12 protein-coding genes are annotated in these 14,955 nt (G+C 56.2%); 2 read left to right on the top strand and 10 right to left on the bottom strand.

Translation table 11 applies throughout. The features are described from left to right. Nucleotides 1-132: 132 nt before the first annotated feature. The 10 genes from V6582_RS27155 to V6582_RS27110 form a co-directional block, all read right to left on the bottom strand. Nucleotides 133-1,470 carry an MmgE/PrpD family protein gene (locus V6582_RS27155; protein WP_156543684.1) on the bottom strand — a complete coding sequence of 446 codons (1,338 nt, stop codon included), beginning with the start codon at nucleotides 1,468-1,470 and terminating at the stop codon, nucleotides 133-135. Nucleotides 1,471-1,608: 138 nt separating this feature from the next. Next, the gene (locus V6582_RS27150) at nucleotides 1,609-2,394 is read right to left on the bottom strand and encodes an amino acid ABC transporter ATP-binding protein (RefSeq protein WP_070149698.1); all 786 of its coding nucleotides are present in this window, start codon (nucleotides 2,392-2,394) and stop codon (nucleotides 1,609-1,611) included. Between the two features lies 1 nt (nucleotide 2,395). Beyond that, nucleotides 2,396-3,163, bottom strand: coding sequence for an amino acid ABC transporter permease (locus tag V6582_RS27145; RefSeq protein WP_070149699.1), 768 nt, complete (start codon nucleotides 3,161-3,163; stop codon nucleotides 2,396-2,398). Between the two features lie 67 nt (nucleotides 3,164-3,230). Then, nucleotides 3,231-3,953 carry an amino acid ABC transporter permease gene (locus V6582_RS27140; RefSeq protein ID WP_070149700.1) on the bottom strand — a complete coding sequence of 241 codons (723 nt, stop codon included), beginning with the start codon at nucleotides 3,951-3,953 and terminating at the stop codon, nucleotides 3,231-3,233. A gap of 138 nt (nucleotides 3,954-4,091) precedes the next feature. Further along, nucleotides 4,092-4,991, bottom strand: a complete 900-nt coding sequence (locus V6582_RS27135; RefSeq protein WP_070149701.1) for an ABC transporter substrate-binding protein — start codon at nucleotides 4,989-4,991, stop codon at nucleotides 4,092-4,094. A 171-nt stretch (nucleotides 4,992-5,162) separates the two neighbouring features. Further along, nucleotides 5,163-7,124 carry a hydantoinase B/oxoprolinase family protein gene (locus V6582_RS27130; RefSeq protein ID WP_070149702.1) on the bottom strand — a complete coding sequence of 654 codons (1,962 nt, stop codon included), beginning with the start codon at nucleotides 7,122-7,124 and terminating at the stop codon, nucleotides 5,163-5,165. Between the two features lie 3 nt (nucleotides 7,125-7,127). Then, the gene (locus V6582_RS27125) at nucleotides 7,128-9,185 is read right to left on the bottom strand and encodes a hydantoinase/oxoprolinase family protein (RefSeq protein ID WP_070149703.1); all 2,058 of its coding nucleotides are present in this window, start codon (nucleotides 9,183-9,185) and stop codon (nucleotides 7,128-7,130) included. Nucleotides 9,186-9,526: 341 nt separating this feature from the next. Then, the gene (gene hutC, locus V6582_RS27120) at nucleotides 9,527-10,276 is read right to left on the bottom strand and encodes a histidine utilization repressor (RefSeq protein WP_070149704.1); all 750 of its coding nucleotides are present in this window, start codon (nucleotides 10,274-10,276) and stop codon (nucleotides 9,527-9,529) included. Between the two features lie 228 nt (nucleotides 10,277-10,504). Continuing rightward, nucleotides 10,505-12,034 carry a histidine ammonia-lyase gene (gene hutH / locus V6582_RS27115; RefSeq protein WP_070149705.1) on the bottom strand — a complete coding sequence of 510 codons (1,530 nt, stop codon included), beginning with the start codon at nucleotides 12,032-12,034 and terminating at the stop codon, nucleotides 10,505-10,507. Between the two features lie 168 nt (nucleotides 12,035-12,202). Next, nucleotides 12,203-13,165, bottom strand: coding sequence for a DUF3830 family protein (locus V6582_RS27110; RefSeq protein ID WP_070149706.1), 963 nt, complete (start codon nucleotides 13,163-13,165; stop codon nucleotides 12,203-12,205). Between the two features lie 404 nt (nucleotides 13,166-13,569). Here V6582_RS27110 and V6582_RS27105 point away from each other — a divergent pair, with 404 nt between their 5' ends. Both V6582_RS27105 and V6582_RS27100 read left to right on the top strand, forming a co-directional pair. Further along, complete coding sequence (locus V6582_RS27105; RefSeq protein ID WP_349509010.1) at nucleotides 13,570-14,517, top strand: hypothetical protein; 948 nt, start codon at nucleotides 13,570-13,572, stop codon at nucleotides 14,515-14,517. Between the two features lie 141 nt (nucleotides 14,518-14,658). After that, entirely contained in the window at nucleotides 14,659-14,844 is a 186-nt protein-coding gene (locus V6582_RS27100; protein WP_070149707.1) for a hypothetical protein, read from the top strand. Nucleotides 14,845-14,955 lie beyond the last annotated feature (111 nt).

The raw sequence follows: 14,955 nt of genomic DNA, 5'->3' as shown, positions 1-14,955 counted from the left end.
ATGTACGTCCCCTCGCTAATTCTGAAACGCCTGACGATGCCCGCCCGCTGGAGCGCTACTACGGAAGGTGCGGATTCACTTAGCCAAAACCCTATTGTCGAAACGGCACTTCCAGCAAGAGTTGTTGAAAAATCATGGCCGCAAGAGATCGACAAATTGGGACCGTTTACCCATTTCTTGCAGTCCCGCAAAAAGCGCTTCAGGATGCACTGGCCTAGCTTTCCTGGCGCGCGCCAAGCCGTCCCGGAGCTTTCCGATGACATCGTCCCAGGTTGGCGGATCTTCCGGGGCTCCGCGGGGAATTTTCCGGTGTGTGGTAAAGCGCCTCCCATCTTTAAGAACCACTTCCACCCCTCCAGACTCTTTCTCGTCGGAAGGAACTACCATACGCACTTTAGGTACAAGCATCGCGACCTCGTCGCGAGAGATCGCAGTAGTCTCGAAATCTCCGAGTGTCACTTTGCCGTGGCTTAGTGCCACGGCCACGGTGTAGTTCATACTGAACTTTGCCTCGATGCCGGTTTTCGGGTTCGGAAAGCGCAGATAGTGCGTACACTCCTCCCGCACCGTACACGTTATTTGTTCAATGGTTTTTGGATCGGGAGCATGTAGTTGTCGGAGATCAATCGCCCCGTCGATCGCCCGATGAGTGCAACTGCAGCAGGGATAAAGCTTCACTGCGAGGCCAGGCGCAACTAAATCCCAGACTTTACCAAGTTCGGTCACATCGATTTCGGAGAGTGATCGGTCGGTAAACGTGTCCAGAAAACCGGCTTCGGTTTCGAGAATGTCGGCACCGCTCGTGAAACCCTCGCTGGCGAGCGCCGAAGCCATATAGCCGGCCTGCGCGGCACGACCACAATGAAGGCTCTTCGTCATCGTTCCCGTATTGCCTAAAATGCCCCCCGCAAACGAGCAGGCTATCGCGAGCGCTCGCTCCGTTTGGGCGAAGTCCAGCCCCCGGAGGTTGGCCGTCGCTGCGGTTGCGCCGAGGGTCCCGAGCGTCGATATCGTGTGCCAACCGCGGCGTGTGTGCCCAGCCCCAATAGCACTTCCGAGCTTGCATGCCACCTCGATGCCGACTGCATATGCGCGAACAACGTCTGCGCCAGTTGCTCCCACCATATACGCCGTCGGTATGAGTGCGCTGACAATGGGCGCACTTGGGTGTCCGTTCATTGTGTGCTCGCTGGTGTCATCGAAATCGTCGGCATGCGCGCACACGCCGATGAGCATCGCCGCGATTGCCGGGTCATTCCAGCGACCCAGACCAGGAACGATTATCTTTGCGGTTTCGTCTGGTCGAGCGCAAATCCTCATCAGCAGCGCTGCGGCTTGTGAAGCCGAGCCAGCGAAAATGCATGCCAGAGTGTCGGCGATGTGGAGCATCGCTTTTTCGGAAACCGGTGGTGGCAACTTCCGTGTGTTCGAGATAAACCCTGCTAGCTGGGCAGTTGCGGAAATGGCCATGCGGTTCGCTCCATTGCATTTGGTTCGTGCGTCGGCAAATTTTGCGTGGTCGCCGGGAGCCTTGGATGTTGTTCCGCGGTCTTCTGCCTTGTGACAATGACGGCGTGACCACAACGGCGTTCACCACTTCCAGCGAGTTCAGGTAATACGCTCCAGGAAAGAAGCTGTGCGCGCGCTCTTAGGGTGAGAGAAAATCTGATCCGGCGGCCCTTTTTCAATGATTGAGCCCTTGTCCATGACAACGACACGGTCCGCAACTTCGCGCGCGAAACCCATCTCGTGCGTCACAACGATCATGGTCATGCCCTTCTCTGCGAGTTCTTTCATGACGGCAAGCACCTCACCAACCATCTCCGGATCGAGCGCACTGGTTGGCTCATCGAATAGGACGATCTCTGGCTTCATGGCGAGGACACGGGCAATCGCCACGCGTTGCTGCTGCCCACCCGACAGCTGAGCCGGATACTGATCACGCTTGTCTGCCAATCCAACACGATCGAGCAGAGCAAGAGCGTGTTCGGTCGCTTCACGCTTTGTCTGCTTCAGCACGTGTACGGGTGCTTCGATGATATTTTGAAGTGCTGTGAGATGGGGGAAAAGATTGAACCGCTGAAAGACCATTCCCACATTACGACGGATGGAAGCCTTCTCTTTCTCGCTCAACTCCATCTTCTTGCCGCCGACCAATTTGGAGCTCACTAGGGCACCATTCAAGAAGATTTCTCCGCTCTGGATGGCTTCGAGATGATTTATGCATCTGATGAGCGTCGTCTTCCCCGATCCCGAAGGTCCGATAACAACAACCGTTTCTTTTGGGTTTACAGTCAGCGAAACGTGTTCAAATACCATCAAATTGCCAAACGATTTGCTGACGTTGCGGAGCTCTACGGCTGGTGGAGCGGCACTAAGTTTTCGTTCGGCCATATCAGTTTTCCATTTCGAATAATGTTGCGGATCTAATATCGGTCGTCTGCGCCGCTGTGCGGGGACTCCAAGAGAGCTTCCGTTCGACCCATTGCTGGAACAATGTCCAGAGACCAGTAAGAAGCAGATAATAGATCGAGATCACGGCATAGGGTTCAAACGTCTTGAAGGTGACTGCGCGCAGACTGTCTGCGAAGTGCACCAATTCCGGCACTGCGATGATGCTCAAGAAAGCGGTGGTCTTGAACATTATATTGCATTGGTTGCCCAGAGGGGGAACGATAATGCGGATTGCTTGGGGAAGAATTATCCGGCGCATGGCAAGTGCTGGGGACATTCCCAGTGCCTGGGCTGCCTCGCTTTGTCCTCGATCAATTGAACTTATCCCCGCACGGGTTATCTCACTCATATAGGCGGCCTCGTGCAGGCTAAATGCTGCAATACCCGCCAATATGGCCCCGCTAATCGAAAAGAGCGGCGTGTTCAATGTCGATGGGAAAAGATCAAAGCCTGCCAAGGCAGGCAGCCCGTAGTAGATTAAGAACATCTGTACAAGCACCGGCGTTCCACGGAAAAACCACACGTAGACCCCGTTGAACCCTCTAAGGGTTCTGTTTCGGCTGATCCCAAGCAGCGCTAACGCCAGACCGACGACAATCCCAACGATCATTGACACGAAAGTCACCGAGACGGTAATCCAAACCGCATAGAGCAACGAGCGCGGAGGGGTCAGAATGAGCTCAAGGAAATACTGTGAGTCGAAATTCACTTGTGCCCTCCCACAGTAAACGTGTCGGCAACGGCGAGTGTTCTTTCAGGTGATGGGGATGTGTACTTCATATCGACATAAACCCCTTCGAATAACGCCTCTCCAGGTCTCTTTGAACAAAGCCCCAAGCCGTCGTGAGCGCGAGGTAATAGACGGAGACGCCGAGGTAAACCTCAAACGTCTTGTAAGTCACTGAATTGACGGCATCCGCAATGAACATCATCTCGGGAACCGCGATCAGGTACAAAAGAGAAGTTGCTTTGAACATTCCGTTGACCTGATTGCCCAACGGCGGAAGCATAGTTCGGACTGCTTGAGGCAGAATGATGCGCTTCATCAGCAGGGCTGGTGGCATTCCAACCGCCTTGCCGGCATCCCGCTGCCCGTCGTCAACCGCCGCAATTGATGCTCGCGCGATTTCGCTGATATAAGCGGCTTCATGTAAGACGAACGCGACGACACCGGCGACAATCGCTCCTTTGACTGAGAAGAGGCCAAATACCTGCACAGTCTGGGGAAAAAGATCCAAGTTGATGAGATAGGGAAGGCCAAAGTAGATTAGGATGACCTGCACCAGAAGAGGCGTACCGCGAAAAACGAAGATGTAAGTGGCATTGAACCAGCGGAGAGGTCGAAATCGGGACAAGCCGCACAGCGAAAGTGGCAGCCCCAAAAACATGCCGAATGCCATCGACACAGCCGTTGTGGAAATAGTGGTCAGCAATCCGAGTAGCAACGCCGGTCGCGGATTGAAGACAAAACTGAGGAAAAATGACACATCGAACTGCATTTCGATAGCGTTCCCGTTATTGTGGCGGGCTCGTTGGGTGGTCCCGCATTTCAGCGCTTCGGAGCCTGCGCTTCAGAATAAACGCGCGGGCCCCGAGTCACGCCGTGAACTACGATCGTTTTAAAGAACCCTTTACCGTCACGGGCAGGGCGCTTCGGCACCGCAGAAGTCCACCAGACCTTTCATGCCCCAAGCCTCCGCTGACTTCTCGATGAAGCCGTTCTTATAGAGCGCGGCATAGGCCTTTTGTACTGCGTCACGCATTTGAGGGTCGTCCTTTCGCATCACTATACCGATGGTCAGCGGATCGATAGGCATGCCGCCGACTTCGAACTTGTCCCCTGCGATGCTGACAAAATACCCGATCGACATCGCATCGCCGATGAAGGCATCGACACGACCGAGTTCAAGTTGACGGGCTCCTGTCGTGTACTGGGGATAGGACTGGATCTCGATCGGCTTCTTGCCCTCAGCGACAGCCTTCTCACTCGCGGCCTTCAAAAGGCGTTCTGTCGTGCTGGAGACGAGGACCGCGGCGCGACGACCGGAGAGGTCTCCGAAGGTTTTGAGGGCGAGCGGGTTGCCCTTTGGCACCATCAGTCCGAGCCGCATCGTCATGTACTCGACGAAGTTATACTTTTCGATGCGGGCGGGAGTTTTGGCGCTGTTTGCCATTACCGCGTCGCACTTTCCCGTTTCGAGCGCTGCGAAGATACTGGCGAACGGATAGTTCACCACTTCACTTTTGATCCCCATCACAGGACCGATTGCGGACATGACATCGACGTTGAAGCCTTTTGGGGTCGCGCCATCCTCAGCCAGGAACGCACCGGGCGGATTTCCCAATTCCGTGCACAGGACGATCTTCCCGGCCTTGGCGAGCTTTTCCGACGGTTCAACGCTCTTCGCGAGCTCAGTTGGAACCTTGACCTCGTAAGCCTTGCCTTCTCCTGCCTCTTCAGCCCAGGCCGATGTCGTTATGTTCGCCCCGACGATGAGCGATAGGGTTAGCAACAATGCAGCTGAATGGATATTCATGGTATTCCCCTTTTCTTTTGGTGAGCTCTAAATCGACTTGTTCGAAACTTTCCCATTTTCGAACGTCGGTCAGCTTTCATTTGTAGTTTTCTGTAGTTCTATTCTTCCCTTCTATGTCATGGTCGCCTCCATCAAGCAGGCGCAGCCGCGCTGGGCTGCGCTCAACGCTGTCTACATTTGCATTCGCCTGTTTTCGTCGGCTAGCGCTTCGGGGATGGTCTCTATCGTCGCCTTCTCATTCTTATCGAGGAAGCGCGAGACAGTATTCCGCACCAGGATTGGCCTTACCGAGGCGTCGTATGCAAAGCTTCCGACCGCCAGTGCCGCACGAACGTCGACTGGCCAGATCGCGTCGAAGTGGCGCCGTGTTTCGCAAAACGAGAAACGCCCATCAGGCGAGGATGAGGCAAGCCGAGCTGCATTTGTAGCGAGTTCGTCGACCGAGAAATCGTCGCGAACGACAACCCCATAAGCTGTTTTGGCCCATTCGATCGAAACCAGACCGCGCTTCACGTCACTGGCGACCAACTTGGGATCCCTTTGCGAAGCAGGGCCAAATCCGCCGCCAGCGGGAGTGATTAGGCGGACGATATCACCGCGCTTAAAGTGCAGAACGTCGATCTTGCCGATATCACGCGCATCGTCGGTATCAGGATTCATGATCACTCGCGCGAGCGATCCAGCTTGCCCGCCCTCCATGCCCCACGGCGCGATTTTGAGGCGGTCCATTCCTCGAACGGTCATGACCGCCTCGACATCGGTGTTCTCAAGGTCAAGAACGACGGCTGCTCCACTACGCCAGCGGCCAGGCGCCTGGCTGTCCGGCAAGAGACCGTAGCGCCGCACACGCATAATCGTTTCGACTTCGATGGTCTCGGCCGGCACGGTCAAGAGCGAACCGGATCGGTTGTCGATGCCGTCGATGCCGTCCTGCCCCAGCCGCCCGCCGCCGCCGCCACAAATCGGATTGATAACGCTGACGCGCTTGCCGCCATGCAAGCGGTCGCGGCCAGTCACGACGATGATGCCGGACATGCCCGGCCCTGCGGCCGTCAAACCACCGGGAATTGCCGCATTGAGGCAACCGAGAACAACATCGTAGACGCGCGTCGACGCCGTGACACGCGATCCGCCGGCTGCGGGGAAGTTAGCATTAATGATGGTGCCACGAGGCGCGACAATCTTGACGGGCCGAAGGAGGCCACGGTTTCTAGGTGCGTCCGGGGCCTTCGTCAGGATGTAGTAGATTAGTGATTGCAATGTGTAAGGATGGGTTGTGGTACCTGTCACATAATTGAAGGCTGCCAGAACCTGCGGATCCGTACCCGTGAAATCGAAGAGCAGGTTGCTCCCATCAACGGTCATCTGAGCATGGATATTGATGAATTCATCCGATCGCATGCCTTCGATGTAATCAGCGAATTCGTAAGTCCCATCCGGGATGGCAGAGATCACTTCGCGGGCACGGGTCTCCGAGAGCGCGAGGGTCGCGTCCATTCCCTTCAGGACCTCGTCGGTCGAATAGCGGTCGCACAACTGGCCCAGCCGGACATCCATGCTTTTCAATGCCGAGAGCATCGCCTGGATATCACCCCAGAGTTCGCTGGAGATGCGACTATTGTCCAGGAGGATGTTCTTCACAGATTCATTGAGGACACCTTCCCGATAGAGTAGGACCGGGCGAAGTCGCAGCCCCTCCTGAAAGACCTCGGTCAGGGTCGGAGCAATGCTCCCCGGCACAGCACCGCCAATATCGGACGCATGTACGAACGCCCATGCCAATGCGATCAATTGGCCGTCCCGGAAGATCGGTCGGACAAGCGACACATCCATCATGTGAGTAACCATGCCGTCACTGGAGAACGGATCATTTGTGATAATGCAATCACCGGGCTTGAGCGAAGAGAGTGGAATATCCCCAAGCCCGCCCTTCACCGACAGACCTATGAACGCGCTGACGCCGGTATTGATCGGGTAGGCAAATGCTTCTCCATCCGCATTGGCGAGCGCGCATTGAAAGTCCTGGACGAGCTTCACGAAGGTCGTGTGCGCCGTGCGCTGCAGCGTCGACGACGCTTCTTCGACAATTGCGTTGAAGCGATTTGCCATGATGGCGGTTTGAACGGGATCCATGTTTTAGCCCCTTCGATCCAGAGAAATAGCACCGGAGCTGATTGCTTCGGCCGTGTAGGCAGGCGGGACAAGGATCGTTGAGTCATCCTCTTCGATGATGCATGGCCCCTCGACCCTGCTTCCTCTTTCGAGGTCACTGCGGGCATAGATCGGAGTATTTGGATAAAGCCGCCCGGCGATACGGAGGTCTCGCCTCGCGATGGCGGAGACCTCGCCCCTCCTGGAGCTCCCCTCGATATTCACCTGCGAGGGAGAGGGCAGGCTTCCGCGGATGCGAACGCGCAACTCTACAAATTCGACGGCAGCATTTCGGTCGCAATGGGCATAAAGCCTGTTGTGCTCGTCATGGAAGCGATCGGAAATCGTTGCCAGATCCGGGAAGCTGCCATCGGCTTTGGTCGGGACGACGACCGGAACCTGGAATGACTGCCCTTTATATCGTAGTTCCGCCCAAAATTCGTGATCGATCGACGTCAGGCGATCGAGTTCCACCTGCTGCTTGAGCCAGTCGACCGTCTCCGATGCGAGGTGCCTGAATGCGTCAGAGAGCGATTCATGCGTTATCGTCGTGCCTTGAATGACGTTGACGACATCGTGGGTGAGGGTCGTGACCACGCCGCCACAGGCGCAGAAAACCGAAGGCGCGGCAGGCACGATGACCGAATTTATTCCAACCTCGTCCGCAAGCAGTGGTCCATGCAGAGCTCCGTTTCCGCCGAATGTCACAAGCGTCACGTTCTGCGGGTCGAGTCCGTGCGCAGCGAGATAGGGCAGAATCCTGCTGACCATCGTCGAGGTTGTCACGGAAAGGCAGGCATCGGCAGCTTCCGCAGTCGTCACGCTGAGCCGGCCGGCAATACTGTCATATGCTGTCGCAGCGCGGATCACATCCAGCGGCATGGCGCCGCCAAGGAAATTGCCGGCATTGAGATAGCCGCACAGAAGATAAGCGTCGGTCACTGTTGGGCGGACGCCACCCCTCCCGAAGGCTGCCGGGCCAGGATAGGCGCCAGCGCTTTCAGGGCCGATCCGCATCGCGGGTCCCTCGAGATGGACCAGGGAGCCGCCGCCGGCGCCAATCGCTTCAATCTCGGTTACGGGCAAGGTAATGGGAAAGTCGCCTACTGCTCCCTGCGAGGTGACCGTCGGGTTGCCCTGACGGACCAGCGACACATCTGTGCTCGTGCCGCCCATATCAAAGGTGAGCAAGTATTCATGCTTGCTGAGCGAAGAGACAGTCTGTGCGGCGGTCACCCCGGACGCCGGCCCCGACAACAGCGTGTGAACCGGAAACTTCGCCGCGTCCGCAAGCCCAAGCGCACCACCATTGGAACGCGTCACAAACAGCCGGACAGATGAAAGCCTGTTAGTGACGTAGCGCTCAATCTCCTGCAGATATGCCTGGACGCGGGGTTTGACATAGGCGTTTAAAGTTGCATTGACAGCACGCTCGTATTCCCCGATGCGCGGCCAGATTTCACTCGAAATACAGACGTCCATTTCCGGGTCGATCTCATTGATCAAGCCACGGATCTCGCGCTCGTGCTTAGGATTTCGAAAGCTGTGAAGAAAAACGACGGCGATTGCTTTGACACCGGTGGCCTTAACGCCAGCCACTGCCCGGCGAACTGCTTCGGCGTCGATCGGTGTGAGCACCTCGCCATCGGCATTGAGACGTTCCGGGATCTCGAAAACGAGGTCCCGAGCTACAAGCGGAATTGCGCGGGAGGAGAATAAATCTACGGGATTCTTGAGACGTAGGCGCTGGAGCTCAAGGATGTCGCGGAAACCCTCCGTCACGAAAAGCGCGATGGGTTCTGCGGATCGTTCGATCACCGTATTTGTGCTAACCGTCGTACCGTGCATGACAACGACTTCGTCATCATCCGAAATTCGCAGCTGGTCGAGAAGCGGCTCAAACCCGTCCTTGAACCCTTCCGCAAAGTGCGGAGGCGTAGAGGGTACCTTCAGACGAGTAATTCCCTGGGAGCTGTCAGAACGCCAACCGACAAAGTCGGTGAACGTTCCGCCGATATCCACTCCTATGCGGACGAGAGCCATCAAACACTTCCTATCTTGACCTTTGCAACGGCAACAAACGACCGTCCCCGGGCGAAGCGCTCGGGCGAATTAGTTTGTTGCAATCGGCTTTGATGAAGATGATGTTACGTCGGAATGGCTGCGCGTTTATAGTGGGGTTTCATTGAATTGAGCGAATAGTTTCTTCGAAACACTTAGGCTGAATCGCCGCCTGTTTCGTGGTGCGTAAGAGATTCTGGGGTCTGCCCCCTTTTGGGGAACGCTTTTAGTCGCGTGGTAGGCGCGGCGAAGCCGCCGGAAAACCTCGGCAGCTTCGCTAACCCACACCAAACGAAATATTGCCGATCGGCCGACGATGCGCTTTAGGAAACGGCCGGTTGCGCTGACGGCTTGAAGCGCACCACGAAGCGGTGGCGGTCTCCAGGATAAATAAGACGGACGAAGGTAATCAGCACTCCATCCTGCCAGGTCCGGCGAGCGATGGAGATGCAAGCTGTACGTTCAACCACTTGCAGTCGGCGAGCAAGTATGGCGTCGGCCGACACCGCTCGTATCGAGTGTTCTCCGTCTGTGAACGGAACGTTGTGAAGGAGCCAGCTACCGGGCGGTTCGTCTTTGAACTGAAGCCTCTCCACCTGCGGAACCGCGTCGAGATTGATTTGGCGGGTTTCCATGGTGAACGGGAGATTGTCAGCGTAGTGCATGACCTCAAGGGTCAAAAGACGAGTCCCCACAGGAACGCCGACATGACGCGCATCAAGAGGGTCGGTCGCTTTTCGGATGCTCCGATCCGTGATCTCGAACGTGTAGGTCCGGTCAATCGCCATGACCTCGGCCCGGATGTCCTGAATGTGCATCAACGGCTCTTCGATCCGCGGCGGAGCTACGAAGGACCCGGATCGACGTTTCCGGGTAATCATTCCCGAAGCAGCCAGGCTCGATAGAGCCTTATTCACCGTCATACGAGAGCAGTTATAGATGTCGACCAACTCCCGTTCCGGAGGGATCCGGGCACCCGGTCCCCACTCACCCGTGGCAATCTTGTTCTCGATGTCGCGCTGGATCTCCGAGTATCGCGACGAGGCATGCTTTTCTGTTGCAAGATCATCCATGGGCAAGCGACGCTGCCTTGGAAGTATTGGAATTGCTCACGACCGTACCTCTTTCACCATCCGTAAAAACCGTATCAATGGTCTATAACATATGGTTGATTAACCGTACACCAAACGAAGGCCACCTCGCGATTGCTGAGGCCCATGGAAAGAGGGTTTTCGACCGAAATATGAAAATTTGTGGCGGCTAGACTTACAAAGCCGCCACCCGGGTATTGTCACCGGCGATCAGAGAACCGGCAGCAGCCCTTCGGTCAATGGAGCAATCAAGCGACCGCTCGCGACAAGTTCGGTTGCGCGCTTGAGATCGTCAGCCATGTAGCGGTCATCTTCGAGCTTGGGTATTACGGCGCGGATTCCCTTGCGGACCGTATCAAGCGCCGGGCTCGAGGAAAGAGGAGCCCTGAGATCAATGCCCTGAGCGGCGCTGATAGCTTCGATCCCCACGATAGAGAACAGGTTTTCGGTCATCTGAAGGAGACGCCTGGCACCATGGCAAGCCATGGACACGTGGTCCTCCTGGTTTGCAGAAGTCGGCGTTGAGTCAACCGAAGCAGGATGCGACATCTGCTTGTTTTCCGACATGAGAGCAGCAGAGGTCACCTCGGCGATCATGAAGCCGGAGTTCAGACCTGGTCTGGGTGTCAGAAATGCGGGGAGACCGTAGCTAAGAACCGGATCCACCAGCAGGGCGATACGTCGCTGTGCGATTGCACCGATCTCGCAGATGGCGATGGCAATCTGATCTGCGGCAAAGGCTACGGGCTCGGCGTGGAAGTTGCCGCCAGAGACGATCGTTCCATCGGAGAGCACGAGGGGATTGTCGGTGGCAGCGTTCGCCTCGATCATCAAAGTGTTGGCAGCCTGACGCAGGAGGTCCAGGCAGGCTCCTGCCACCTGTGGCTGGCATCGCAGGCAGTACGGGTCCTGAACCCGCTCATCGCCTTCTTCATGACTTGCGCGGATTTCGGAGCCATCCATGAGCGAGCGCAGCGCCTGTGCAGCGTCGATCTGACCCTGATGGCCGCGAAGAGTGTGGATCTCCGGGTGGAAAGGCGCGGTCGATCCCATCGCGGCGTCGGTTGAGAGCGCACCGGATACCAGCGACGATACCAGTGCCCTGTGAGCCCGAAAGAGGCCAACAAGTGCGAGGGCGGTTGAGGTTTGAGTACCGTTGATCATCGCCAGGCCTTCCTTGGCCTTCAGCGTAATCGGGGTGATACCAGCTTTGGCCAATGCTTGCTTTGCCGACATGACTTCGCCATCGAACTTGGCGTCGCCCTCACCGATCACAGCCGCCGTCATGTGAGCGAGTGGCGCGAGGTCGCCCGATGCGCCCACAGATCCCTTTTCGGGAATGATCGGAAGGACATTCTTCTCGAGCATGGCGGCGAGCACGTGAATGACTTGCGGCCTGACGCCCGAAGCGCCCCGTCCTAGCGAAATCAGCTTCAACGTCATGATGAGGCGTACGATGCCGTCGGCGAGTGGAGCGCCGACACCGCAGCAATGAGAAAGGATCAGATTCCGTTGCAAGGTTTCGACGTCGTCGGCGGGAATGCGCACGCTCGCCAGCTTTCCGAAGCCGGTATTGATCCCGTAATGCGCCTCATCTCCTCCCGCAATCTCGGCCACCCTGTCGGCGGATGCCTGTACCCTTTTCAGGGAGTCCGCATCCAGCTTTGGGATCAATGCGTTCTCGTAGACGGCTGCCAATGTTTCGAGCGTTACTTTTCCTGGGACGAGCGTGTTGGGCATATTCAAACCTTTAGGATGAGGGAGGGGCAGACATATTCGCGTTGTGGCCCCATATTTGTATATACCATACCAAATCTGCCTCTGTGTAAAGCTCCATCCCAAAAAATGGAGCGGGCGACCACGTCGAAATGGGCCGCCCGGAGGAATGGATATATTCTATGAGATTGATTAGTTTGGCTTAATCTGGTTGAATCGACCGGGAAATTCCTGACCGTTCACTGCGCGCCCATAAAACATCCCAAGGTACCAGGGGAAGTAATGATATGACCAGGCGCATAGCCGATTGCCATACATAATGAAGGTTCGCAGCAGCGTGCGGAGCTCTTCCTTGTCGTCAGTCTCACGGATGGCGGCACGCAGCTTGTTGGAGAAGTCGAGCAGCGTGTTCAGTCCGGAGTAGCCAAGATATTCCGAATAGGCAGGATCAAACGCCTCGACCACCGCCACAAAATCCTCATGCGAGAGTGTGTCGATCAGCTTCAGAAGTGGATACGCAGTGTACATGATGTAGTCGCGGAGCATGCCGTTGGCGAAGTCCCACGCGGTGAAATACTGACCATACGTTCCAGTGTCACCAATCTCACCCGTCCGTATGCGACGCAAGTCCTCCGGTTCGTCCGTCTGGATCCTTTTGGCTTCCGCATAAAATACCGCAGCAGCGCCCTTCAGATTTGCAAACCTGCCTTCGCCTTTGAACGCCTGTGACACGTCGTGCGGCCTCACCTCCACGAAGATCTTTTCCTTTGCGAAAAACAGGTTGTTCCAGATCGCCTTGCCGACGACTGGCAGCAGATGATGATATTCCTCCAGGACCTTTCCGAGGACGGGCTGAGCGAGCGGCTCAAGTCCCTTGCCGTACTGGATCGAAAACTTGTTGCCGGTGGCTTGGGAGTATCTCAGGTCACCGATTGCGCAATCGACAATGCGTCGGCGCAGCCGAACTGGTGCCGTGCTGATCGTTGGCGTCCACGCATAAAGTGACTCTCCCGACACGACCGGATGCGCCTGCATGACCTTGAATGGCAGGTCCTGCCAAAACTCCTCGCAGAGTTCGGGATTTTCCTCGTCTGCGAGCTCGGCCACCACGACGATGTCGAGCTCTGGCCACGCGATATCAACCAATCTTCCCATTTCGCTTCCCCTTTTGGAATTTTTTCAGGTCAAACCGAAAGCCATAACCTGAATAGGTATAGACCATACTTGTTTAATCGCCGATCTCAAGCCGAAATGATGATGAAAATAGTCGTTCGCGCAGATTTATGCTATACAAAATGCTATATTTGTCTACTCATCCCTCATTTTTGACCGTTTATGGAAAATATTTCTCCCCAAGCAGTAACCGAGAGGACATCGACCTAGAGCGTCCGGCGGGGCTTCATGGCACTTATGTTCGCCGTACGTTCCTATTTCGGGAAGCGAATAGCCTCATCGTCCAAACCAGAATGGATAAATGGTCTATACAAAACGGCATTATTGGATATGCTTATCCCCCGTGCGGCCTCGTAGCCGCACGATCAACGATAGGGATCTGCGAAATGTCGTATAATAGCTTGAGTGACGTCGTTAAGGCGGTGAAGGAGGCGACCCGTGCTTATGAAAGCACCGAGCCGAAGGAACTTCACGATATCCGCACCGGGACCTTCGCGGTCGGCACAAACAACCAGTACTTCACCAACCTGGACTTCGTGAACGGCATGCTTCGCGACCAGTCGATGTACACATGGTACCCCCTCCTGCTCACGTTCCAGGACGAGCGCTTCACCCTCGAGCAGTGCTGCGCACTGGCTCATCGCTTTGATTACGCATACAGCAACTACCTGCGTTATAGCGGCCTACAGGAAATGGGCGCCTTCGCCGAAGCGATCACGAAGCACCTGCCGACAACTTCCAGCCGCGAGGAAGCGGTTGAGGCGGTCAAGGCGTTCCTCGGATATCTCAACCGACTGGCTGCCTGGTCCTTCCACTATTTCCCCTGGAGCATCGGCAAGCATCTCACCTACGAGACCCCCGAAGGTTCTATCGCGGCACTGGCCGATCTCTCGCGGCGCGTTAAGATCAACGAAGGCCAGAAGGTACGCCTCACATGGCAGCCACTCGGCATAAGCGTCATTGCCTATCTTGCTACGAAGGAAAACCCGGAACTCTGCAATGACCTCATCGAGGCTTTGCCGTTCACCGTCGTTCAGGACCACGCTGTTGTCAGCGGTGAATCCATGTACGCCTGGGCTCCCGTGGTCAGCACTTCGCCGGTTCATGTGAAGGAACGTCAGTGTGACGCTCCGGTCGGCCGTATCCGCTATTCGCAGGGCACCGGCAACAAGGTCATCGTGCAATACGGCGAAGTAACCGAAGACATCGCAACGCCGGTGCTCGGTGAGATCCTGCCGCAATACGCCGAAGACCTCGCCAAAGTTGGCCAGGCCGTCCTAGAAAGCAACTTTGGCGACAAAACGCCCATCATGTTGACGGTTGAACTCGCGTAAATGCGTTCAACCGTGCGGCCCCCGATAGCGGGGCCGCCTTACGTTTAGGCCTGCATAAAAATTGGCTTGATTGGCCATGCCAATCTGTTAATATGTATAGACCAAACCGCAGCAAAAAATGCGGAAAGAGGAGAACAGGAAATGGCATTCTGGTTCGAATTCGAAATGATCAATGATGTTCCGAACAAGACGCTGAGGACCGGACTAATTGCCGGCGATCCGCGGGCGTCCGGGCATGTATCGAGTTTGACAATCCACTCGATCTGGAATGGTCTCGAAAGACTTTTGAGCTTCAGGGCTCATGCAGGACTTGCCCGACCACGCTGATTATCGCCCGTCGCCGGCAACAGACGCCTCGAGCGAGCCGCTCGTTTGCGAGTTGACGCGCCCCAGGAGGGGCCAGTCATGAAATCCGAACTCAACTGAGTGTCTGCGCGC

This window comes from Agrobacterium vitis, assembly GCF_037039395.1.
Classification (GTDB): Bacteria; Pseudomonadota; Alphaproteobacteria; order Rhizobiales; family Rhizobiaceae; genus Allorhizobium; species Allorhizobium vitis_E.
The sequence above is the reverse complement of the archived record's forward strand: the minus strand, read 5'-3'. Positions and strand labels throughout refer to the sequence as shown.

Excerpts from the sequence above, each read along its gene's own strand:
- V6582_RS27155 (WP_156543684.1), bottom strand. The coding sequence starts at position 1,470 with ATGGCCATTTCCGCAACTGCCCAGCTAGCAGGGTTTATCTCGAACACA.
- V6582_RS27150 (WP_070149698.1), bottom strand. The coding sequence starts at position 2,394 with ATGGCCGAACGAAAACTTAGTGCCGCTCCACCAGCCGTAGAGCTCCGC.
- V6582_RS27140 (WP_070149700.1), bottom strand. The coding sequence starts at position 3,953 with ATGCAGTTCGATGTGTCATTTTTCCTCAGTTTTGTCTTCAATCCGCGA.
- V6582_RS27135 (WP_070149701.1), bottom strand. The coding sequence starts at position 4,991 with ATGAATATCCATTCAGCTGCATTGTTGCTAACCCTATCGCTCATCGTC.
- V6582_RS27130 (WP_070149702.1), bottom strand. The coding sequence starts at position 7,124 with ATGGATCCCGTTCAAACCGCCATCATGGCAAATCGCTTCAACGCAATT.
- V6582_RS27125 (WP_070149703.1), bottom strand. The coding sequence starts at position 9,185 with ATGGCTCTCGTCCGCATAGGAGTGGATATCGGCGGAACGTTCACCGAC.
- hutC (WP_070149704.1), bottom strand. The coding sequence starts at position 10,276 with ATGGATGATCTTGCAACAGAAAAGCATGCCTCGTCGCGATACTCGGAG.
- hutH (WP_070149705.1), bottom strand. The coding sequence starts at position 12,034 with ATGCCCAACACGCTCGTCCCAGGAAAAGTAACGCTCGAAACATTGGCA.
- V6582_RS27110 (WP_070149706.1), bottom strand. The coding sequence starts at position 13,165 with ATGGGAAGATTGGTTGATATCGCGTGGCCAGAGCTCGACATCGTCGTG.
- V6582_RS27105 (WP_349509010.1), top strand. The coding sequence starts at position 13,570 with ATGTCGTATAATAGCTTGAGTGACGTCGTTAAGGCGGTGAAGGAGGCG.
- V6582_RS27100 (WP_070149707.1), top strand. The coding sequence starts at position 14,659 with ATGGCATTCTGGTTCGAATTCGAAATGATCAATGATGTTCCGAACAAG.